Origin of the sequence: Frigoribacterium sp. UYMn621, from assembly GCF_040549525.1 — a bacterium.
Taxonomy (GTDB): domain Bacteria; phylum Actinomycetota; class Actinomycetes; order Actinomycetales; family Microbacteriaceae; genus Lacisediminihabitans.
The window spans coordinates 179042-197300 of sequence record NZ_JBEPTM010000004.1 but is presented as its reverse complement, the minus strand read 5'-3'; the positions used below and the strand labels follow the sequence as shown (position 1 = coordinate 197300).

General features: G+C 67.9%; 21 protein-coding genes. 5 read left to right on the top strand and 16 right to left on the bottom strand.

Going from position 1 to position 18259, the window contains the following annotated elements:
* Nucleotides 1-5: 5 nt before the first annotated feature.
* Both ABIB54_RS09240 and ABIB54_RS09235 read right to left on the bottom strand, forming a co-directional pair.
* The gene (locus ABIB54_RS09240; protein WP_354575235.1) at nucleotides 6-479 is read right to left on the bottom strand and encodes a hypothetical protein; all 474 of its coding nucleotides are present in this window, start codon (nucleotides 477-479) and stop codon (nucleotides 6-8) included.
* 154 nt (nucleotides 480-633) lie between these two features.
* Nucleotides 634-1002, bottom strand: a complete 369-nt coding sequence (locus ABIB54_RS09235; RefSeq protein WP_354575234.1) for a DUF6804 family protein — start codon at nucleotides 1000-1002, stop codon at nucleotides 634-636.
* Between the two features lie 58 nt (nucleotides 1003-1060).
* Between ABIB54_RS09235 and ABIB54_RS09230 the strand changes: the two genes are divergently transcribed.
* Nucleotides 1061-2386: a M20/M25/M40 family metallo-hydrolase gene (locus ABIB54_RS09230; RefSeq protein WP_354575233.1), complete on the top strand. Its 1326-nt coding sequence runs from the start codon at nucleotides 1061-1063 to the stop codon at nucleotides 2384-2386.
* A 46-nt stretch (nucleotides 2387-2432) separates the two neighbouring features.
* Here the strand turns inward: ABIB54_RS09230 and ABIB54_RS09225 are convergent, their stop codons facing one another.
* The 8 genes from ABIB54_RS09225 to ABIB54_RS09190 all read right to left on the bottom strand — a co-directional run bounded on the left by ABIB54_RS09225 (nucleotide 2433) and on the right by ABIB54_RS09190 (nucleotide 10719).
* The gene (locus ABIB54_RS09225; RefSeq protein ID WP_354575232.1) at nucleotides 2433-3026 is read right to left on the bottom strand and encodes a GDSL-type esterase/lipase family protein; all 594 of its coding nucleotides are present in this window, start codon (nucleotides 3024-3026) and stop codon (nucleotides 2433-2435) included.
* Nucleotides 3027-3129: 103 nt separating this feature from the next.
* A complete protein-coding gene (locus ABIB54_RS09220; protein ID WP_354575231.1) occupies nucleotides 3130-4638 on the bottom strand; it encodes an SDR family oxidoreductase in 1509 nt (502 codons plus the stop codon).
* Between the two features lie 72 nt (nucleotides 4639-4710).
* Nucleotides 4711-5619: a CAP domain-containing protein gene (locus tag ABIB54_RS09215; protein ID WP_354575230.1), complete on the bottom strand. Its 909-nt coding sequence runs from the start codon at nucleotides 5617-5619 to the stop codon at nucleotides 4711-4713.
* 83 nt (nucleotides 5620-5702) lie between these two features.
* A complete protein-coding gene (locus ABIB54_RS09210) occupies nucleotides 5703-6569 on the bottom strand; it encodes an aldehyde dehydrogenase family protein (RefSeq protein ID WP_354575229.1) in 867 nt (288 codons plus the stop codon).
* Nucleotides 6566-8083 (bottom strand): aldehyde dehydrogenase family protein, encoded by a 1518-nt coding sequence (locus tag ABIB54_RS09205; protein ID WP_354575228.1) that lies wholly within the window; start codon nucleotides 8081-8083, stop codon nucleotides 6566-6568. Before ABIB54_RS09205 ends, ABIB54_RS09210 begins: the two co-directional genes overlap by 4 nt.
* Before the next feature lie 3 nt (nucleotides 8084-8086).
* Nucleotides 8087-9106, bottom strand: coding sequence for a deoxyribose-phosphate aldolase (gene deoC, locus ABIB54_RS09200; RefSeq protein ID WP_354575227.1), 1020 nt, complete (start codon nucleotides 9104-9106; stop codon nucleotides 8087-8089).
* Nucleotides 9107-9109: 3 nt separating this feature from the next.
* On the bottom strand, nucleotides 9110-10081 hold the full coding sequence (locus tag ABIB54_RS09195) for a sugar-binding transcriptional regulator (protein WP_354575226.1): 972 nt from the start codon (nucleotides 10079-10081) through the stop codon (nucleotides 9110-9112).
* A gap of 122 nt (nucleotides 10082-10203) precedes the next feature.
* Entirely contained in the window at nucleotides 10204-10719 is a 516-nt protein-coding gene (locus ABIB54_RS09190) for an SRPBCC family protein (RefSeq protein WP_354575225.1), read from the bottom strand.
* A gap of 42 nt (nucleotides 10720-10761) precedes the next feature.
* Between ABIB54_RS09190 and ABIB54_RS09185 the strand changes: the two genes are divergently transcribed.
* Together ABIB54_RS09185 and ABIB54_RS09180 are read left to right on the top strand one after the other, a co-directional pair.
* The gene (locus ABIB54_RS09185) at nucleotides 10762-11100 is read left to right on the top strand and encodes a hypothetical protein (protein WP_354575224.1); all 339 of its coding nucleotides are present in this window, start codon (nucleotides 10762-10764) and stop codon (nucleotides 11098-11100) included.
* Entirely contained in the window at nucleotides 11097-12029 is a 933-nt protein-coding gene (locus tag ABIB54_RS09180) for an ROK family protein (protein WP_354575223.1), read from the top strand. Before ABIB54_RS09185 ends, ABIB54_RS09180 begins: the two co-directional genes overlap by 4 nt.
* A 28-nt stretch (nucleotides 12030-12057) precedes the next feature.
* On the opposite strand, the gene ABIB54_RS09175 is transcribed toward ABIB54_RS09180, so the two are convergent.
* Genes ABIB54_RS09175 through ABIB54_RS09155 form a run of 5 tightly spaced genes read right to left on the bottom strand, consistent with a single transcriptional unit; the run spans nucleotide 12058 to nucleotide 15445 of the window.
* A complete protein-coding gene (locus ABIB54_RS09175; RefSeq protein WP_354575222.1) occupies nucleotides 12058-13023 on the bottom strand; it encodes a bifunctional riboflavin kinase/FAD synthetase in 966 nt (321 codons plus the stop codon).
* Nucleotides 13020-13487: a hypothetical protein gene (locus tag ABIB54_RS09170; RefSeq protein WP_354575221.1), complete on the bottom strand. Its 468-nt coding sequence runs from the start codon at nucleotides 13485-13487 to the stop codon at nucleotides 13020-13022. The genes ABIB54_RS09175 and ABIB54_RS09170 overlap by 4 nt, the downstream gene beginning before the upstream one ends.
* Nucleotides 13488-13497: 10 nt before the next feature.
* Nucleotides 13498-13866 (bottom strand): hypothetical protein, encoded by a 369-nt coding sequence (locus tag ABIB54_RS09165; protein ID WP_354575220.1) that lies wholly within the window; start codon nucleotides 13864-13866, stop codon nucleotides 13498-13500.
* Nucleotides 13863-14792 (bottom strand): tRNA pseudouridine(55) synthase TruB, encoded by a 930-nt coding sequence (truB, locus tag ABIB54_RS09160; RefSeq protein ID WP_354575219.1) that lies wholly within the window; start codon nucleotides 14790-14792, stop codon nucleotides 13863-13865. Before truB ends, ABIB54_RS09165 begins: the two co-directional genes overlap by 4 nt.
* Complete coding sequence (locus ABIB54_RS09155) at nucleotides 14789-15445, bottom strand: TetR/AcrR family transcriptional regulator (protein ID WP_354575218.1); 657 nt, start codon at nucleotides 15443-15445, stop codon at nucleotides 14789-14791. Before ABIB54_RS09155 ends, truB begins: the two co-directional genes overlap by 4 nt.
* A gap of 173 nt (nucleotides 15446-15618) precedes the next feature.
* Between ABIB54_RS09155 and ABIB54_RS09150 the strand changes: the two genes are divergently transcribed.
* Nucleotides 15619-16614, top strand: a complete 996-nt coding sequence (locus ABIB54_RS09150) for a ketopantoate reductase family protein (protein WP_354575217.1) — start codon at nucleotides 15619-15621, stop codon at nucleotides 16612-16614.
* Between the two features lie 29 nt (nucleotides 16615-16643).
* Here the strand turns inward: ABIB54_RS09150 and ABIB54_RS09145 are convergent, their stop codons facing one another.
* Complete coding sequence (locus ABIB54_RS09145) at nucleotides 16644-17303, bottom strand: nucleoside/nucleotide kinase family protein (protein WP_354575216.1); 660 nt, start codon at nucleotides 17301-17303, stop codon at nucleotides 16644-16646.
* 56 nt (nucleotides 17304-17359) lie between these two features.
* Between ABIB54_RS09145 and ABIB54_RS09140 the strand changes: the two genes are divergently transcribed.
* Nucleotides 17360-18229, top strand: coding sequence for an iron-sulfur binding domain-containing protein (locus ABIB54_RS09140; protein ID WP_354575215.1), 870 nt, complete (start codon nucleotides 17360-17362; stop codon nucleotides 18227-18229).
* Nucleotides 18230-18259: the final 30 nt, after the last annotated feature.

Below are 18259 nucleotides of genomic sequence, written 5' to 3'. Positions count from 1 at the left end.
GGCCCCTAGCCGTTCAATGGGCCCCGAGTCCCGTCGGGTCCTCCAGGCTGCCCGCCGTCAGGGCGGGTGCCCGAGGGCGGTGTCGCATTCGGGCCGGTGCGGGGCGGGACCCCGGTTGCCGGGCCAGCACCCCGGTCTCCCGGGCGGTCGAAGCCCCCGGGACCCTGCCGGGCGTCGGTGATCCCGTGGTTCGCGCCGACGGAGGTTCCGACGAGCACGCCGCCACCGAAGAGTCCGCCGACCACGATGACCGCCGCGACGATGGTGCCGGCGAGAATGAGTCCTCGTTTCGACCGGGGTGCGGCCGGAGGCACTGGCGCCGCGGGCGCGGCAGCCTCAGCCGGCGCGGGAGCGGCGGACGGCGGGACCGTCTCGGCCCCGGGGTGATCAATCGGAGGGGTGGTGCTCTCGGTCTCCGGCGCGCCATCCTTCGGAGTCTCGCGCTCGGGGTTCTGGTTCTGCGGGCTCATGTCGACCATGACGTTCTCCTGACGGGTTCTGGGGTGAAGGATACTTTTCACCCGGAGCTTCACTGTGGACGCCACGACTATGCGTCTCCACGATGTCACCCTCCAGGAAGCCACCAGGGAGCTATGGGTCGTCTGAGAGCCCCCGTTGCCCGAGGCGAACGACTCAGCGTCGCGCTCCGGTCTTCGACCGGTTGCGATTCTCTGGATTGACCACCTTCACCTGGAGACCGGTGGCGACGAAGAGCAGCGCCGCCACGAACTGCGACGCCACCCAGATCTGCCCGCTGAGGGCGAATGGCCAGATCGGATTCCAGGCCACAGCAATGGCGGCGAGCCCGATGATCCACCACCACTGCCCGGACTGCCAGGCGAAGACACACATGATGAGCGCGAGAATCGCGACCCCGAACTTGATGAAGAGATACCCGCCGGGGTTGTCGAGGAGCGCGAGCCCCGCGATCAGCACGATCGCGCCGAGGATGCCAGGGGCCAGGGCCGGACGCCGGAATTCGGGTGTCGGGTACGAGGTCATTGGTCCATTCTCTCGCAGGCGGCCCGCGCGAACGTGCCCCGTGTTGCAGGATGGACCCATGTCAGATCCCGTCGCCAACCTCCAGGCCCTCGTGCGACTCCCGACGATCTCGAGGCTCGACCCGGCTGACACCGACTGGGCACCGTTCGACGCCCTCATCGCCCTTCTCCCCGAGCTCTACCCGGCAACCCATTCCGCGCTCAGCCGGGAACTGGTCAACGGACACTCGATGCTGTACCGCTGGGAGGGGCGCACCGACGCTCCACCGACGGTGCTCATGGCGCACTACGACGTCGTCTCGGCGACGGACGAAGGCTGGACCCATCCGCCCTTCGCCGCGGAACTGGTCGGATCGGGCACCGATCAGCTGATCTGGGGGCGGGGCACCCTCGACGACAAGGGCTCGCTTGCCTGCATCCTGGAGGCTGTCGAGGCTCAGCTCACTGCCGGACACCGGCCGGAAGCCGACATCTACCTGAGTTTCGGCCACGACGAGGAGACCGAGGGCAGCGGAGCTCGCGCGATCGTGGAGCTTCTCGAGTCCCGCGGCATCCATCCCTCCCTCGTGATCGACGAAGGCGGTGCCGTCGTCGAGGACATCTTCCCCGGTGTGTCCGGACCGATCGCGGTGGTCGGCGTGAGCGAGAAGGGCATCCTCAGCCTCACCCTCACCGTTGAGCAGCACGGCGGCCATGCCTCGACCCCGCCGCGGATCTCCGCGACCGCGCGTCTCGCCGCGGCCATCGTCCGCCTCAACAACCGGCCATTCCGGGCCGGATTCACGCCGACCACCATCGAGATGATCCGCACGCTCGGCGCCCACGCCTCCTCGCCCCTCCGCTGGATCTTCACCAATCTCTGGCTGACCAAACCGCTGCTGCTCGTGCTGTTCGGACGTCTCGGGCCGGAGACGAGCGCGATGATCCGCACCACGCAGGCCGTGACGATGTTGCAGGCGAGCCAGGCAGCCAATGCGCTCGCCGAACGCGCGGTGGCCACCGTGAACATCCGGGTGGCCATCGACTCTTCGGTGGCGGATGCCGTCGAGCACGTGCGGCGGTCGATCGACGACCCGCTGGTGCGCCTCGACGTGCTGCACCCCAACGAGCCCTCCCCGGTGTCACCGACCAGCGGTCCCGCCTGGGAGCTCGTGCGATCGACCATCGAACAGGCCTATCCGGGCACGATCGTCACCCCGTACGTCATGATGGCCGCGAGCGACAGTCGCTACTTCGCCCGCATCAGCGAATTCGTCTATCGCTTCAGCCCCTTCGAGATGTCGACGGAGGAACGCGGCACGCTGCATGCGATCGACGAGCGGATGCACGTGTCGACGCTGCTGCGCGGCGTCGACTTCTACACTCGACTCATCGGCCGACTCTGACTCTCCGGCGCCGGTCCCCCGCGCCGGCCGCCCGGGCGGCTCGTACTCAGGACTGCGGTGTGGGACGCGCGTAGTCGTCGAGCATGATGGCTCGAATCGGGCTGGTCATGGGCGGAAGGTCGCGCAGCCGCACGAGCGCGGGGCGCAGCTCGGACAGCCAGGCCTCGTATCCCGCGTCGTTGAGGTGAAGCCGGTCGTCCGAGAACGCAGGATTGAGTTCGCCGTCGTCGAGGGCCATCGCCGGCCAGAGGTCGAGGAACTGCGCGTGCACGGTGGCCGAGAACTGGCGCAGATGGATGTTCGCGTCGCGGATGCGATCGGAGAACTCGCGCCCGCGCGGCATGATCGACTGCACGAGCATCCTCGACCCGGGAAGGTCGCGGCGCAGCTGCACGAGAATGGTCTGGATGTTACGAACGAGGCTCTCGACGTTGCGTCGCATCCCCAGGTCGTTTGTGCCGATCAGCAGCACTATTTCGTCGGGGTCGAGCTCCACCACGGAGTCCAGCCGACCGAGCACATCATCGGTCGTGTTGCCACCGATCCCGAGGTTTATCGCGGTCAGATCGGGAAACCATTCGGCCCAATCACCGCCCTGCGTGAGGCTGTCGCCGAGGAAAACTACCGTGTCTGCAGTCATTGTGTGACCTCCCAAGGTCGCGCCGGATCACCGGCGGGTGCGCTTCCATCATCCCTGCCAGTGCTGAGAAACGCTAGGGAAGCGGCCTGTTCGGCGTGTCCCGTCACCGAACGACACGCGAATCGGCGAGCACTTGCGCTTCGGCGGTCTGGGTGATCTTGCTCGCCATTCCGGCGAAGATCACGCCGTGGAAGGGCAGGATGCTGAACCAGTAGAGCCGCCCACCGAGGCCCTGCGGAAAGAACACCGCACGCTGGCGATAGTTGGATCCGCCGCTCTCGGCGTTGGGTTTAACGCTCAGTTCCAGCCAGGCGCCGCCGGGCACCTTCATCTCGGCACGCAACCTCAGGAATCGGCCGCGGTCCAACTCTTCGACCCGCCAGAAGTCGAGGGCGTCGCCCGCGTTGAGATGCGCCGCGTTGCGTCGCCCCCGTCGCAGACCCACTCCCCCGACCACCTTGTCCATCCAGCCGCGAACGGCCCACGCCAGGGGGAAGGAGTACCAGCCGTTGTCGCCACCGATGCCCTCGATCACCCGCCAGACCTGGTCGGACGGCGCGGTCGAGTGGAGTTCGCGCAGGTCGGTGTAGACCGTGTGACCGGTCCACTCCGGGTCGCTCGGAAGGCGGTCGCTCGGCGCGCCCCGCACGGCGGAATCCTGCCAACTCGTCTCGACCGCGCCATCCCTCATCTTGCCGAGCGCGAGCCGCACCGATCGCCGATAGGGCGTGAGGCCTCCCTCGGGATCGGGGATGAAGTTCTCGATGTCGTGTTCGTGCACCACGCAGTCGTACTGCAGCGAGGCGATGATCGGCACCGCGAGAGCCCGCGGGATCGGGGTGACAAGGTTGACCCACTGCGAAGCCAACCACGGGGTGAGCACCGGCAGGGAGGCGATCGGGCGCTGCTTCAGTCCGGCCTCGAGCGCATAGCCGTTCATCATCTGGCCGTACCGCAGCACATTCGGCCCGCCGATGTCGAAGCTGCGGTTGACGTCGTCCGGCAGTTCGGCGCACTCGACGAGGTAGTAGAGCACGTCGCGGATCGCGATCGGCTGGATGAAGTTGCGCACCCATTTGGGCGCCGGCATGTACGGAAGAACGTCGGTGAGATGGCGAACCATCTCGAAGGAGGTCGAGCCGGAGCCGATCACCACGCCGGCCTGGAGCGCCGCCGTCGGCACTCCCGAGTCGAGCAGGATGCGGCCGACCTCCGCGCGCGAGCGCAGGTGAGGGGAGAGTTCGCCATCGGGATGCAAGCCGCCGAGGTAGACGATGCGCGAGACGCCAGCCGCCTTAGCCGCCGTTGCGACGGTGGTCGCTGCGGAGCGCTCGATCTGCTCGAACTCCCCCTTCGCCCCCATCGAATGGACGAGGTAGTAGAGCACGTCGATACCCTCGAGGCCCTTGGCGACACTGCGCGGATCGGAGAGGTCACCGGTCGCGATCTCGACATCGTCGATCCACGGCACGTCGGTGAGTTTCAGGGGACTGCGCACAAACACCCGCACGCGATATCCCGCCTCGAGAAGTCGCGGCACGAGGCGACCCCCGATGTATCCGGTCGCACCGGTGACGAGTACTCTCTTGCCGGTCTGCGCTGCTTCAGCCATGGGACAACCCTAGGGAGACTGGCTGGAAAACCGCAGAAAACACTGGCGGGTTGACTGGCCCGTCGGCGCGCGCTAGGTGTCCGGCGGTTTGCGGCCGCGGATTCGCATCCGCTGCCCGTAGATGCCGCCGCCGATCCCGAGGACCACGAGGATGCCCCCGATGACATAACCGATCGGGAACGGCTTCTGGATCGCGGAGTCGGACGCGCTGAGCAGGAACGACTCGGAGCTGCCCGACGGCGAAGGCTGCACGCGTCGCTCGGTCGCTTTCGAACTCGCGGCGGGCTGCGGAGTGGAGGCGACCGAGGGAGTCGTCGCCGGAACGGGTGTCGACGCAGTGGTCGGGGTGGCGGCTGCGCCGGCAACCGGAGCTGTCCCCCCGGGTGTCGCCACCGGCGCGGGAGCCGGCGCTGCTGCCGCGCGTGCCACGGGCGCCGGAGCCTTCGGAGCCGGCGGGGCCGGCGGGGCCGGGGCCGCCGGGGCCGGAGCCGGCGCGGGGGCAGGCGCACCCGCGTGCCCGGCGTACTTGCCGAAGTCCTCCACACCCCAGGTGGTGCCATTCACGGTCACGAAGGCGATTCCGATGTCGGTGAAGTCACCCAGGATGTTGGCCCGGTGACCCGGTGAGTTCATCCAGGCCGTGTGCATGGCAGAGGGAGTGGGTTGGCCCGTCGCCACATTCTCGCCGGCGCGACTCCAGCCGGACGGAATCTGGGTGCTGTAGTCGGGGTTGTGGGTCATCGAATTGGCGGCACCCATCTGGTTCGCCCACTGCTGCGCCACGGCATCCATCGCCGGATTATGGATGAGGCCGGGAAGTCCCGCGCTCGCTCTGGCCTGGTTGACCAGGGAGGCGATCGTGTCGGCTTCGGAGGCCGAGGCGCTGCCCACACCCATCGAGGTGAGAGAGAATCCCGCGAGAATGGCGACGGCGAGGGTCGCCCCTACGCGCCGAACAACCGCTATCCCCCGATGCACCATCAGCCCAGCCTAGACGCGGCCCCCTGCCGGAAGCGCCCCCAACCCGGGGGCAGACAGCCCCCGTCACCTCTGGAGGATCGCCGCTAGATGATCCCCTTCGTGTGCCACACCGTCTTCGTCTCCGTGAAGAAGGTGATCCGCTCGACGGATGGCGCTGGCACCCCGCTCTCGGGCGGGAGCACCCGCTTCAGCGTTTCGGCACCGGCGATCTGGAGGTCGATCCAACTGAGCTCTCCGGCGAGGTCGCCGGCACCGGCGAGGTCGATCGCATTGACGTCGGCGTGACTCGCGAGCCAGGGAGCGATCTCGGCGGCCGACCCGGTCAGCACATTGACCACTCCCCCGGGAACATCGCTCGTCGCGAGCACCTCACTCAGGCTGATCGCGGAGAGAGGAGCTCGCTCGCTCGCCACCACCACCACCGTGTTGCCACTGACGAGGGCAGGCGCGATGACACTGACCAGCCCGAGCAGGCTCGAGGCCTGCGGGGCGATGATCGCCACCACCCCCGTCGGCTCCGGGGTGGATATGTTGAAATACGGTCCGCTCACCGGGTTGCCGTTGCCGGCCACCTGAACGTACTTGTCCGCCCAGCCGGCGTACCAGACCCACACATCGATGGCGGTGTCCACCTGCTTCTGGGCTGCCGCTTCGGAGAGGCCTTCGCTCTGGCGCAGCTCGTCCACGAACTGGGCTCGACGACCCTCGAGCAATTCGGCGATGCGGTAGAGCACCTGACCGCGGTTGTAGCCGGTTGCGCCGGCCCAGCCGGAATGCGCGGCGCGGGCCGCGACCACGGCATCCCTGGCATCCTTCCTGGATGCCCGGGCCGCATTGGCGAGGAACTCGCCCGTGGCGGTGTCGATCTCGTAGACCCGCCCGGACTCGCTGCGCGGGAACGTGCCGCCGATGTACAGCTTGTAGGTCTTGGGTACGGCGAGGCGGGTCATTTGCGTGCTGCTTTCTTGCTCGAGGAGGTCTCGATACGCTCGATGGCGCTCGCTGCTCGACCACCGGGGGAATCCCAACCGGTCGACTCCAGGTACGCGGCGAGACCGTGGCGACCGCCCTCCCGGCCGTAGCCCGACTCCTTGTAGCCGCCGAAGGGGCTGGCCGGATCGAACTGGTTGAAGGTGTTCGCCCAGACCACTCCGGCCCGCAGCCTGTCGGCGACACCGAGCACCCGGCTGCCGTTCGAGCTCCAGATGCCGGCCGAGAGGCCATAGGGCGTGTTGTTCGCCTTCGAGATCGCCTCTGCCGGGGTGCGGAAGCTCAGAACGCTGAGCACCGGTCCGAAGACCTCTTCCCTGGCGATGCGGTGGCTGGTGGACACGTTGGTGAAGATGGTCGGCGCGAACCAGAATCCGTTCTTCGGAATCTCGCAGTCCGCGCTCCACCGCTCGGCGCCCTCCTGCTCCCCGATGTCGGAGAGTTCGCGGATGCGGTCGAGCTGCGCGCGCGAATTGATCGCGCCGATGTCGGTGTTCTTGTCGAGCGGATCGCCGAGCCGCAGGGTGGAGAGCCGAGCCTTGAGACGATCGACCACCTCGTCCTTCACGTTCTCCTGCACCAGGAGGCGCGATCCGGCGCAGCAGACGTGGCCCTGGTTGAAGAAGATCCCGTTGACGATGCCCTCGATCGCCTGATCCATCGGCGCGTCGTCGAACACGATGTTCGCCGCCTTGCCGCCGAGCTCCAGGGTCAGCTTCTTGCCGGAGCCGGCGGTGGAGCGGGCGATGGCGCGACCGACCGCGGTGGATCCGGTGAAGGCGACCTTGTTGACATCCGGATGGTTCACCAGGAGGGACCCGGTGTCTCCCGCGCCCGTGATGATGTTCACGACGCCGGCCGGCAGATCGGCCTGCTGCAGGATCTCCGCGAAGATGAGCGCGGTGAGCGGCGTGGTTTCGGCTGGCTTGATCACGACGGTGTTGCCCGCAGCGAGCGCCGGGGCGATCTTCCACGCCAGCATCAGCAGCGGAAAGTTCCAGGGGATCACCTGTGCGGCAACGCCGAGCGAGCGGGGATTCGGGCCGAGGCCGGCGTAGTCGAGCTTGTCGGCCCAGCCGGCGTAGTAGAAGAACCACGCGGCGACGAGAGGCACGTCCACATCGCGAGACTCCCGGATCGGCTTGCCGTTGTCGAGGCTCTCCGCGACGGCGAGTTCGCGCGCCCGCTCCTGCACGAGACGGGCGATCCGGAACAGGTACTTGCCGCGGTCGGCGCCCGAGAGCTTCGACCAGGTGCGGCTGTAGGCGCGACGGGCGGCCGCGACGGCGCGGTCGACGTCCGAGACATCCGCGCTGGCGATCCGGGCGATCTCCTGCTCGGTCGCCGGGGAGATCGTGTGGAAGGACTCCCCGTGCCCGTCGGAGAATTCGCCGTCGATGAAGAGGCCGTAGCTCTCGCGGAGGTTGAGGATCGCCGTCGATTCGGGCGCCGGGGCATAGTCGAGAAAGGTCATGGTCTAGTCCACCGTTACGTAGTCGGGGCCGCTGTAGTGGCCGGAATGGAGTTTCTGGCGCTGGAGCAGCACGTCGTTGAGCAGGCTCGACGCCCCAAACCGGAAGAGGTGCGGTTGCAGCCACTCCTCACCGACGGTCTCGGCAACGGTCACCAGATACTTGATCGCGTCCTTCGAGGTGCGGATGCCTCCGGCCGGTTTGACGCCGATCCTCTCGCCGGTGAGCCGGTACCAGTCGTTCACCACCTGCAGCATGAGAAGGGTGACGGGAAGAGTCGCGGCGGGACTCACCTTGCCGGTGGAGGTCTTGATGAAGTCCCCTCCGGCCAGGATCGCGAGCCAGGATGCCCGGCGCACATTGTCGTAGGTGGTGAGTTCGCCGGTCTCGAGGATCACCTTGAGGTGCGCGGAGGAACCGTCCTCGCGGCGGCAGGCTTCCTTCACCGCCACGATCTGGTCGAAGACCAGTCCGTAGCGGCCGGAGAGGAACGCCCCACGGTCGATCACCATGTCGATCTCGTCGGCACCGGAGCGCACGGCATCCCTCGTGTCGGCGATCTTCACCGCAAGCGAGGCGCGCCCGCTCGGGAAGGCCGTGGCAACGGCGGCGACGTGGATGCCAGCCTCTCCCCCGGCGGACCCGAGCGCCTCGACCGCGTAGGGCACCATGTCGCCGTAGACGCAGACCGCGGCCACCCGCGGCGTCGTCGCATCGGAGGGGTCCGGGATCATCGCCTTGGCGACGAGCGACTGCACCTTGCCCGGGGTGTCCGATCCTTCGAGCGTCGTGAGGTCGATGAGCTCGATGATGCGGTCGAGCGCCCAGGCCTTCGAGGTGGTCTTGATCGAGCGGGTACCGAGCGAGGCTGCGCGGGCTTCGAGGCCGACGGCATCCACCCCGGTGAGTCCTTCGAGATGAAGTCGGAGGCTCTTCTCGGTGAGATCACCACCGATGAGCTGGATCGCTCGTTCGGCCGGCGCGAGAGGCACGGCGACGAGGGGTGCCGCCTGGTGGATCGTCATGGTTCAGCTTCTTTCCTGGATCGTGGTGCCGAAATCTGCCTGATCGAGCACGGCTCTCGCCGTCGCCTCGTCGGTGATGAGAACGGAGCACAGCGAGCTCGAGACGACGGCGCGGGCGATAGCGTGCTTCGATTCACCCGAGATCACCGCGATCGCGACGGCCGCGGCCCGCAACTGTTCGAGCGAGACGCCCACAGTGCGCCCGTCGAGTTCGTGGTCGACGATGTTGCCATCCCCGTCGATGTATCGTCCGACGACGTCGCCGACCGCGCCCCTGGCCACCAGCATCGCGATGTCTTCGCGGCTGAGGTACCCGCTGTCGACGAGCACAGAGCTCGCGTCGGCGACACCGGCGCTGTAGAGATAGGCGGATGCCCCGGCGGCGCGCTCGAGCACTCCCGCGACAGTGCGGTCGGCTTCGATAGCGACTCGGGTGTCGCGATGCTCGAGGATCGCCGGGCTCGGCAACAGGGTGGCCTGCCCGCCCCCGGAACGCGCGATCGAGACGGCGGTCGAGGCGGCGGTGCCGGAACGGCGATTGAGACTGACGCCCCCGTTGATCTGCACGACATCGACGCCGCGGGCCCATCCCTGCGGGAGATGATCGGCAATCGAGTCGACCGTGCGCCCCCAGCTCACTCCGAGCGTTCCCGGCACCGGCCGGAGGGCCCGCAGGTAGTCCGCCGCCGCTTCCGCGACGCGATCGGCCACGCTCGACCCGTCGGAGGGCGACGGCACGACCACCGCATCCGCCAGGGAGAAGTGTTCGCGCAGCTCGCGCTCCATCGACAGTTTTCGCGCCCGGGGATGAACGATCTCGATTCGCACGATTCCCAGTTCCCTGGCCTGGGTGAGCAGCCTGCCCACCTTCCAGCGGGTGAGTCCGAGAAGGGAGCCGATCTCGTCCTGGGTCTTGCTCTCCTCGTAGTAGAGCTCGGCGGCGCGAACGGAGAGCATCTCTGTCGATGTCGTCATGCCGCGCTCCCGTCAGTCTCGCTCCCCCAACGCTATGCCCTGGAGTGACCTCCTTCAACATCTGCGCAGGAATTGCTCATGTGAGCACGCCTCCCGAGATGAGTGCTCACCCGAGCAGCGCGTCAGCCCGGGGAATTCACCGAACGGGCCGTCGTGCCGCCGACCCCTGTTGTGCCATCGGAGTGCGATGCGACCTTCGCCCAGTCGACCGGATGCCCGTGCAGCAGTTTCTCGAGGCGGTCGAGGCTGGTCTGCCATTCGGCGCGCACCGCGGTGGCGAACGCGGGTTCGATGCCGGAGTCGACCCGGAGTTCGAGTCGGGTGCTCGAGCCCCGCAAGCCGCCGGGAATGCTGTCGAGGAGGAATTCGATCCGTCCGCGGTTATCGGTATCGACCCGCAGCCTCCGGGGTGCCTCGAGAGCTGACACTGTGGCCGTGGTCGACTTGCCCGCACCGGAGCCCGGCCAGAGGAGCTCGAAGGCGATGGCTCCCCCGTCCGTCCCTTCGGAGCGAGCCGAGGGGAGCATCCGCACGTCACCGAGCCAACCGGCAAGCAGATCCGGGTCGACCAGGGCATCCCAGACGACGACCGGCGGCAGGTCGATCATGCGCTGAAAGATCAGTTCGGCGGCGGGCACGCCGACAGCTGTACGCCGGGAGCCGTCCCATAAGCTGGTGCCATGACGACGAAGACGCCGAATATCCCTGCGCCCGCGACGGGCAGATCCCGGCCGCGAGCCATCGTGATCCTCGACATCGCGATCGCCATCGTCTTCAGCCTTGTCGGCCTCATCTTCATGCTGGCGCTGGCGAGTTACTATGCGGACCAGTTTCTGCTCCCGGTGTTCGGCATCTTCACGAAGATCCTCGCCGTGGGGTCCTGGTTCGCCGGCACCGCCCTGTTCATCTTCTTCGAGGTGCGCGGGCGCTGGGCGTTCTACTGGCCGCTGGTCGGCATAGTCGCGATGTTCGCGTTCTACTACCTCGTGCTCTTCATCGCGTCACGGGTCGCCGCGTGAGCGCGATCTTCGCCCTCGCCGTGGATGTCGGGGGCACCAAGGTCGAAGCCGCCCTCGTCGATCCCGACGGCGTCGTGCTGCCCGGAAGCCGCTTTCGCGCGCCGACCGGTCCGGAGCGGGATTCCGCGGGGCTCGCTCTCTCCGTCGATGAGGTCGTCGGTCTCGCGGCCGCGGCCCTGCCCGTCGGTGCCACTCTCGTTGGCGCGGGAATCGGATCCGCGGGGCCGGTGAATGAACTCGAGGGGCGGGTCTCCCCCCTCAACCTCGGAGTGTGGCGCGATTACCCTTTGCGCGACCAGGTCGCTGCCGCCCTCCCCGACATCCCCGTGCTGCTGCGCATGGACGGCATCTGCATCGCGCTCGCGGAACACTGGGTCGGCGCCGGCCGCGGCTACGACAACGTGATGGGGATGATCGTCTCGACCGGCATCGGCGGCGGCCTCATCCTGCACGGCAACACCGTCTCCGGCCCCACCGGCAACGCCGGTCACATCGGCCACGTCGAGGTCGCCGGCTTCGACGACCCCTGCCTCTGCGGCGGGATCGGATGCGTCGAAGCCATCGCCTCTGGCCCGAAGACGGTCGCGTGGGCGCGCCGCCAGGGCTGGACGGGCACGACAGGCGAGGAACTCGGCGCGAGCTTCCGGGCGGGCGATCCGATCGCCGCGGCCGCCATCGAACGCTCGGGCCGCGCCATCGGGCAGGTCATCGCCTCCGCGACCTCCCTCGTCGACCTCGAGATCGTGGCGATCGGCGGAGGCTTCTCGCAGGTGACGCCGGTGCTGTTCGATCACATGCGCACCGCCATAGCGACACGCTGGCAGTTCGGCTTCGTGACCAAGGTGAAGGTCGTGCCCTCCGGGCTCTCGAGCGACGGTCCGCTCATCGGGGCCGCAGCGCTCGTGCACCGCTCAGAGGTCGTGGGCTGACCGACTCCCGCGAGAGCGGGACGGACGGCTACGTTCTCGGGCCGATCGGAGTGGTGCGCTCCGGCATCCCGAGCAACTGGCGCACGCGCGCCTCGTCGTGGGTCATCTGGGTGACAAGCTCCCCCACGCTCGCGAACTTCTCCATGCCACGGATGTATTCGACGAAGGCGATCTCCACGGTCTTGCCGTAGAGATCGAGGTCCTCGTCGAGCAGGTGCGCCTCGATCTGTTTATCGGGCACCCCGACGAAGGTGGGATTGTTGCCGATGGATACGGCTGCCGGCATGGTTCGGCCATCGACGGTCGCGTAGGCGGCATAGACCCCGTCCGCCGGCACGTAGCCCTCGACGGATCGGGCGAGATTGGCGGTCGGATACCCCAGCTCGCGACCCCGACGCTCCCCCGGCACCACGATCCCGCGCACCGTCGGCAGCCGCTCGAGCAGTGACGCCGCCTCGGCAACCCGGCCTTCGGCAAGCAGGTCGCGAATCCAGGTGGAGGAGATCACCCGGTCACCGAGAGGACGTACCGCGTCGATCATCCGCACCTCGAACCCGTGCTCGAGACCGAGCCGTTCGAGCAACTCGATGCTGCCGAGTCCGCGATGTCCGAACTTGAAGTCCGGGCCGATGAACACCAGCTTCGCGTGAAGGGTGTCGACGAGCACATCCGTCACGAAGTCCTGGGGCTCCTTGAGGCTGAAGTCGTGGGTGAATTCGATCACGACGAGGGCGTCGATGCCCGTGGTCTCCAGGACCTCACGCTTCTGGTCGTTGCTCGTGAGAGACTCGGGGCGGGCATCCGGGCTCAGCAGGGCGAGCGGATGCCGGTCGAAGGTGAGCACCGTCGACACGAGTCCCTCCCTTGCGGCTTCCAGGCGCAGCCGTGCGATCACACTTCGGTGCCCGGAGTGGACCCCGTCGAACTTTCCGATGGTGACGGCGGAGGGCCCGAAGTCGGGGGGAACCTCAGCGAGGGAGGGGAAGAACTTCATGCCCGCACATCCGCCTCGACGGCCGTGGGGCGCCGGCCGCGCAGATAGAGCAGGCCGAGCACCGGGAGCACGAGCGGGATGAGCAGGTAGCCGAGCCCGTAGGCAGACCAGACCGTCGCCTCTCGCCCGAAGGGATTGATGCTGTGAAGTCCGAGCAGGCCGGGAGCGACGAGGCTGATGGTGCCGACCACGAGCACCCCGATGAGCTCGAACCCGATGGTGAAGCGCGCGACGCGGTACCACGCGGCTCCCGGGGCGACGAGCGCGATCGTCGCGACGATGTACACGAGCGCCGAGAGCGCCGAGAGCGAGAAGGCGAGCGGTGCCTCGGCGAAGCGGTCGATGATCTGGAACACCGAGCGACCCGTCGCGGCGAGGGCGAGGATGCCGTAGACGGCCACGAGCACCCGTCCGATTCCGAGTGTTCTGGTTCGCGCCGGGCGGGGAGAGGAGTTGGCAGACATCACCTCAAGATTAGGCCACCTGGAAGACCCAGATTTGATACATGCGATAGACCATCACCGCGACGGCGAGGCAGACCACGCCGAGCACGACCGTCGCCCAGCGATTGCGCTCCAACAGCGCCCAGAATGCGGCGAGGGGCGGCAGCAGCAGGGCCGACACGAGGTAGATGTAGAACTCCGGAAGGCTGCCGCGCGGCGGATTCCCGACGAACGGGGCCACGATCGCCACGACAAGCTGGGCGATGAGAAGCAGCTCCACGAGCGCTGTCGCGCCGAGCGAGTAGTCGTTGGGCTGTCGGCCGAGCAGTCCGAGCACGAGGCAGAACAGCCCGGCGGCTATGGCGACCCAGACCTGCACCCAGGTGAACCACTCGATCATGGCGTCACGACCGGCGCGGTGAGGATATCGGGCGGGAAGTTCACGATCGGCTTGCCCACGCCGTTGGCGAACTCCAGGAGACCCACCAGCCGTCCGTCAGGGGCGATCGCCGCGATGGGCCCGTGCGGACCCTCCGGACGATCGGCGACGAGTCGCTTGCCGTGGGCGAGGTCCACAGCCTGGTCGGAGTCGAGCGCGAGAACCGGGAACAGTGCGGTCGCGATGGTGGCCGGCGAGAGCAGCGCGGCGGCCACATCGAGCGACTCGAGCTCCGCGGCATCCGTGACGGCGAATGGGCCGATCATGCTTCGCCGCAGCGCCGTCAGGTGACCACCGACCCCGAGCGCGACACCGAGGTCTCGGGCTATCGCGCGGATGTAGGTGCCCGAACTGCAGCGCACCCTCACGTCGAGGTCGTAGAAGCCCTCGTGCCGGCGCGAGTCGAGCACCTCGAGGGCGGAGACCGTCACGGAGCGCGGCGCCAGCTCCACAGTCTCCCCCTCACGCACGAGGGTGTATGCCCGTTTGCCGTCCACCCGGATGGCGCTCACACTGCTCGGCACCTGGCTGATCGCACCCGTGAGCGGCATGAGCGCGGCGGAGATCGCCTCCTCGGTGAGGCTGGCGATCGTCCCGGGCTCTGCCACCTCGGTCTGCTCCCCCTCCGCGTCGTCGGTGGTGGTTGCCGCCCCGAGACGGATGGTGGCGAAGTACTCCTTGTCAAGGCCGACCAGGTAGGTGAGCAGTCGGGTCGAGTTGTTGATGCCGAGAATGAGCAGACCGGTGGCCATCGGGTCGAGGGTGCCGGCATGACCCACCTTGCGGGTACCCGCCCGCTTACGGGTGCGCGCCACGACGTCATGACTGGTGATTCCCGCGGGCTTGTCGATGAGCAGGATGCCGCTGCGACCGAGTGCCTCGGTCACGCGAGAGACTCCCCGCCGGAACCGGAAGCGGCAGCGAAATCGGCAGTGGGCATCGTGAGGCTCCGCATCAGGTCGAGCTTCTCGGGGAAGGCTGCCGTAAGGAGCTCTCGCGCGCTCGGGTCGCGATCGAATTCGTCAGTCATCCGCAATCCGATCATCGTATTGATCAGCATGCCACCCGAGAGGAAGTTCTGCGATTCGTCGACCGTGAAGCCCGCTTCGTCGCGCAGAAACCGGTAGACCCGGAGAAAGCCCTCGCGGGCCACCGGGCCGACCCCGGAATCCCCGCCGAGCACGAAAGCATGCATGAGCGAGAGCAGGAGCCCACGATGTGCCGCGAGTCCCACATAGGCGAGGCCGATTCGGCGCGACACCGGCACCTCGGAGTCCTCGGCGAGCGCCGCCCGAAAGGCGGCAAGCAGTGTGTCGAGCGCGCGATGCACCACCTCGACGAACAGCTTCTCCTTGGTTCCGAACATCCTCACCACGTAGGGCTGGCTGACGGCGCCCGCTCGCGCGATCTCGGCCGTAGTCGTGCCGACATACCCATGGTCACCGAACACCCGCATCGCCGCGTCGAGGATCAGTTCGCGACGCTCCCCCGCGCGCATTCTGGTCACGGGCACATCCGTGTCGGTCTCTGGCACGCTCACTCTCGACATGTTATCAGCCGATAACTAGGTCGTCTTGAGTGATCGGTCCATGCCTCGATCCGAAGGGCTCACGACACCGGCGCGGGTGGGCAGCTCACCCCCGCCGGCCCGGTGGATGCCGCGATTCCCGCCGTCGTCGTCGGTGCAGCCGCGTCGCTCGCTAGGATCGGGGCATGAGGGTAGGGGTGATCGGGGCCGGCGCAATCGGAGGCACCATCGCCGGTCTTCTCGCGCGGGCAGGGCACGAGGTCCAGGTCGTCGCACGCGGCGAACAACTCGCCGCGCTCTCGGACACAGGACTTCGGCTCACCGGCGGCTGGGGCGACTTCACGGTGCGCGTGGACGCCGTAGAGGCCCTCACGATCTCCCCGGACATCGCATTCCTCACCACCAAGGCGCAGGATGCCGCGGTCGCCCTGCGTGCGAATTCCGAACTGCTCACCGGCATCCCCGTTGTCGTCGTGCAGAACGGCCTCGAGGCGATCACGACCGCGAAGCGAGCGGCTCCCCGATCGGACATCGTCGGCGGGCTGGCGCTCTACGCCGCGTCCTACCTCTCTCCGGGCACGATCACCATCACCACGACCGGTCCGACGTTCCTCGGCGGCCCCGTGCTGCCCGCGCTCTACGCGTCGAAGATCCTCGGCGCTGTGATGCCGGTCGAGCTCACCGACAATTTCGAGGGCGCGCAGTGGACGAAGCTCGTCGTCAACCATGTCAACGGGTTGTCAGCCGCCACCGGTCTGAGCGTGCAGGAGGTCATCGGTGACCGTCAGCTGCGCGCGATCATGACCGAGACGATGCGCGAAGCCGTGCGGGTCGCGCGGGCGGCAGACATCGAATTCGCTCCCCTTCAGGGACTCTCCCAGTCACGGCTCACGGCATTCGCTCGGGTTCCGACGGTCATCGCGCAACTGCTTCCCCTGCTGATGAAGCGGCGGATGGGATCGCGACCGAACCCGGGATCGACGCTGCAGAGCATCCGTCGCGGACAGCCAACGGAGATCGACTATCTGAACGGAGCCGTTGTGCGTCGCGGCGAAGCCCTGGGAGTGCCGGCCCCGGTGAGCGCGGAGCTCGTGTCCATGGTGCACGAAGTGGAGCGTGCCGAGGAGTTCCTCCCGGTGGCGAGCGTCATCGAAAGGATGAAGGGGCCGCTCGCACGGTAGCGGGGGTTCCCGGAATCGTCCGGGCGGCTCTAACAGGAGTCGGCGAAGACCCGTCTCGGATGCTCGAAGTCGCGGTTGTCGATGATGCTCGACGCCGCCGTCCGCGGGCTGGTCTCGGAGAGATAGAGCTCCTGGCCCCCGCGATACCGTTCGACGTTCTCGGTGGGACCGTCACGGCCGAGCATGCGCTCCTCCGCGAGCTCGCGGGGGACGTCGAGCCAGATCGAGTAGTTCCAGAGCCCGGCGAGCTCCGGTCGGTTGAGGAAGACGCCGTCGACCACGAGGATGGCGTCCTTCGGGCCGGTGCGCCACTTCGACTGCACGGCGAGGTCCCGCACCCGATCGAAGGCCGCCGTCACGAAGGCCGTGCTGCCCCCCATGCGGAACGGCTCGAGCAGCACGCGCCGGAAGGTCGAATAGTCGAACGAGTCCCGGTAATAGCCCTCGGGCGAGTCGGCGCCGCGTGCATGGCGTTCGGCCTGCGAGCGGTGGAAGTCGTCGATGGATGCCCGGAATACCGAGCGTCCCGTGGCGGTGAGTGCGACGCCGAGGTCGTCGGCGAAGGGGGCTGTGCCCGCGCCATCCATCCCATCGACAGCGACGACGACGCGTCCACCCGCGTAGAGGGAGACGATCTCGGCGGCGAGTGCGTCGAGAACATCCTTTTTTTCGGGCTGCCATCTGGCCATGGCCGCTAGCCTACGCTGCGGCGCTCATCACGAGCTTTGCTTCGTAGAGTGGAGGGGTGAGCATCGCGCCGGCCGTCAACGAGTGGTTCGTCGCCAACCAGCGGGATCTTCCCTGGCGCCGCGCGGGGTTCAGCGCCTGGGGCACCCTGGTGAGCGAGATCATGCTGCAGCAGACCCCGGTGGCGCGGGTGATCCCCCGATTGGAGGAGTGGTTGCGACGCTGGCCCGACCCCGCATCGCTCTCGGCTGTGCCTTCCGGCGAGGCTGTGCGGGCCTGGAACCGGCTCGGCTATCCTCGCCGAGCCCTGTATCTGCACGCCGCGGCGGTGGCCATCACCGAACGTCACGGCGGCATCGTGCCTCGGGATGTCGCGGAGCTCCTCGCGTTGCCCGGAATCGGCGACTACACGGCGCGAGCGGTCGCGGTCTTCGCCTTCGGAGACCGGCATCCCGTGGTCGACACCAACGTGCGCCGGGTGATCGCCCGGGCGATCGACGGCAATGCCGATGCCGGTCCCCCCTCGGCGAAACGGGACCTCGCCGCCATGGACGCGCTGCTGCCGGCCGACGACGAGGGCGCACGAACCTTCAATGCCGGGGCGATGGAACTCGGCGCGATCGTCTGCACCGCTCGCGCGCCGCGGTGCGAGGAGTGCCCCCTTGTCGCGGTCTGTGCCTGGCGTGCGGCCGGCTATCCGGAATACCGCGGTCCGCGAAAGCAGGTGCAGAAGAAGTTCGACGGTTCCGATCGGCAGGTGAGGGGTCTCATCCTCGCCGAGCTGCGGGACTCGGATGTGCCGGTGCAGGCGGCGGAAATCGACACGGTCTGGGCGGACGATGCACAGCGTGCCCGGGCGCTCGCCGGCCTGCTCGCCGACGGGCTGGTGGTGGGGTCACCCCTCGACGGCTACGAACTGCCCCAGTAGACGCCGTCGTTTTTGGGGAGTTGACTTGGG

What these genes read in the sequence shown, in the direction of transcription:
- ABIB54_RS09240 (WP_354575235.1), bottom strand. Translation starts at nt 479, where the DNA reads ATGGTCGACATGAGCCCGCAGAACCAGAACCCCGAGCGCGAGACTCCG.
- ABIB54_RS09150 (WP_354575217.1), top strand. Translation starts at nt 15,619, where the DNA reads ATGAGGGTAGGGGTGATCGGGGCCGGCGCAATCGGAGGCACCATCGCC.
- ABIB54_RS09235 (WP_354575234.1), bottom strand. Translation starts at nt 1,002, where the DNA reads ATGACCTCGTACCCGACACCCGAATTCCGGCGTCCGGCCCTGGCCCCT.
- ABIB54_RS09170 (WP_354575221.1), bottom strand. Translation starts at nt 13,487, where the DNA reads ATGTCTGCCAACTCCTCTCCCCGCCCGGCGCGAACCAGAACACTCGGA.
- ABIB54_RS09145 (WP_354575216.1), bottom strand. Translation starts at nt 17,303, where the DNA reads ATGGCCAGATGGCAGCCCGAAAAAAAGGATGTTCTCGACGCACTCGCC.
- ABIB54_RS09185 (WP_354575224.1), top strand. Translation starts at nt 10,762, where the DNA reads ATGACGACGAAGACGCCGAATATCCCTGCGCCCGCGACGGGCAGATCC.
- ABIB54_RS09220 (WP_354575231.1), bottom strand. Translation starts at nt 4,638, where the DNA reads ATGGCTGAAGCAGCGCAGACCGGCAAGAGAGTACTCGTCACCGGTGCG.
- ABIB54_RS09175 (WP_354575222.1), bottom strand. Translation starts at nt 13,023, where the DNA reads ATGAAGTTCTTCCCCTCCCTCGCTGAGGTTCCCCCCGACTTCGGGCCC.
- ABIB54_RS09210 (WP_354575229.1), bottom strand. Translation starts at nt 6,569, where the DNA reads ATGACCCGCCTCGCCGTACCCAAGACCTACAAGCTGTACATCGGCGGC.
- ABIB54_RS09205 (WP_354575228.1), bottom strand. Translation starts at nt 8,083, where the DNA reads ATGACCTTTCTCGACTATGCCCCGGCGCCCGAATCGACGGCGATCCTC.
- ABIB54_RS09195 (WP_354575226.1), bottom strand. Translation starts at nt 10,081, where the DNA reads ATGACGACATCGACAGAGATGCTCTCCGTTCGCGCCGCCGAGCTCTAC.
- deoC (WP_354575227.1), bottom strand. Translation starts at nt 9,106, where the DNA reads ATGACGATCCACCAGGCGGCACCCCTCGTCGCCGTGCCTCTCGCGCCG.
- ABIB54_RS09215 (WP_354575230.1), bottom strand. Translation starts at nt 5,619, where the DNA reads ATGGTGCATCGGGGGATAGCGGTTGTTCGGCGCGTAGGGGCGACCCTC.
- ABIB54_RS09165 (WP_354575220.1), bottom strand. Translation starts at nt 13,866, where the DNA reads ATGATCGAGTGGTTCACCTGGGTGCAGGTCTGGGTCGCCATAGCCGCC.
- ABIB54_RS09230 (WP_354575233.1), top strand. Translation starts at nt 1,061, where the DNA reads ATGTCAGATCCCGTCGCCAACCTCCAGGCCCTCGTGCGACTCCCGACG.
- ABIB54_RS09225 (WP_354575232.1), bottom strand. Translation starts at nt 3,026, where the DNA reads ATGACTGCAGACACGGTAGTTTTCCTCGGCGACAGCCTCACGCAGGGC.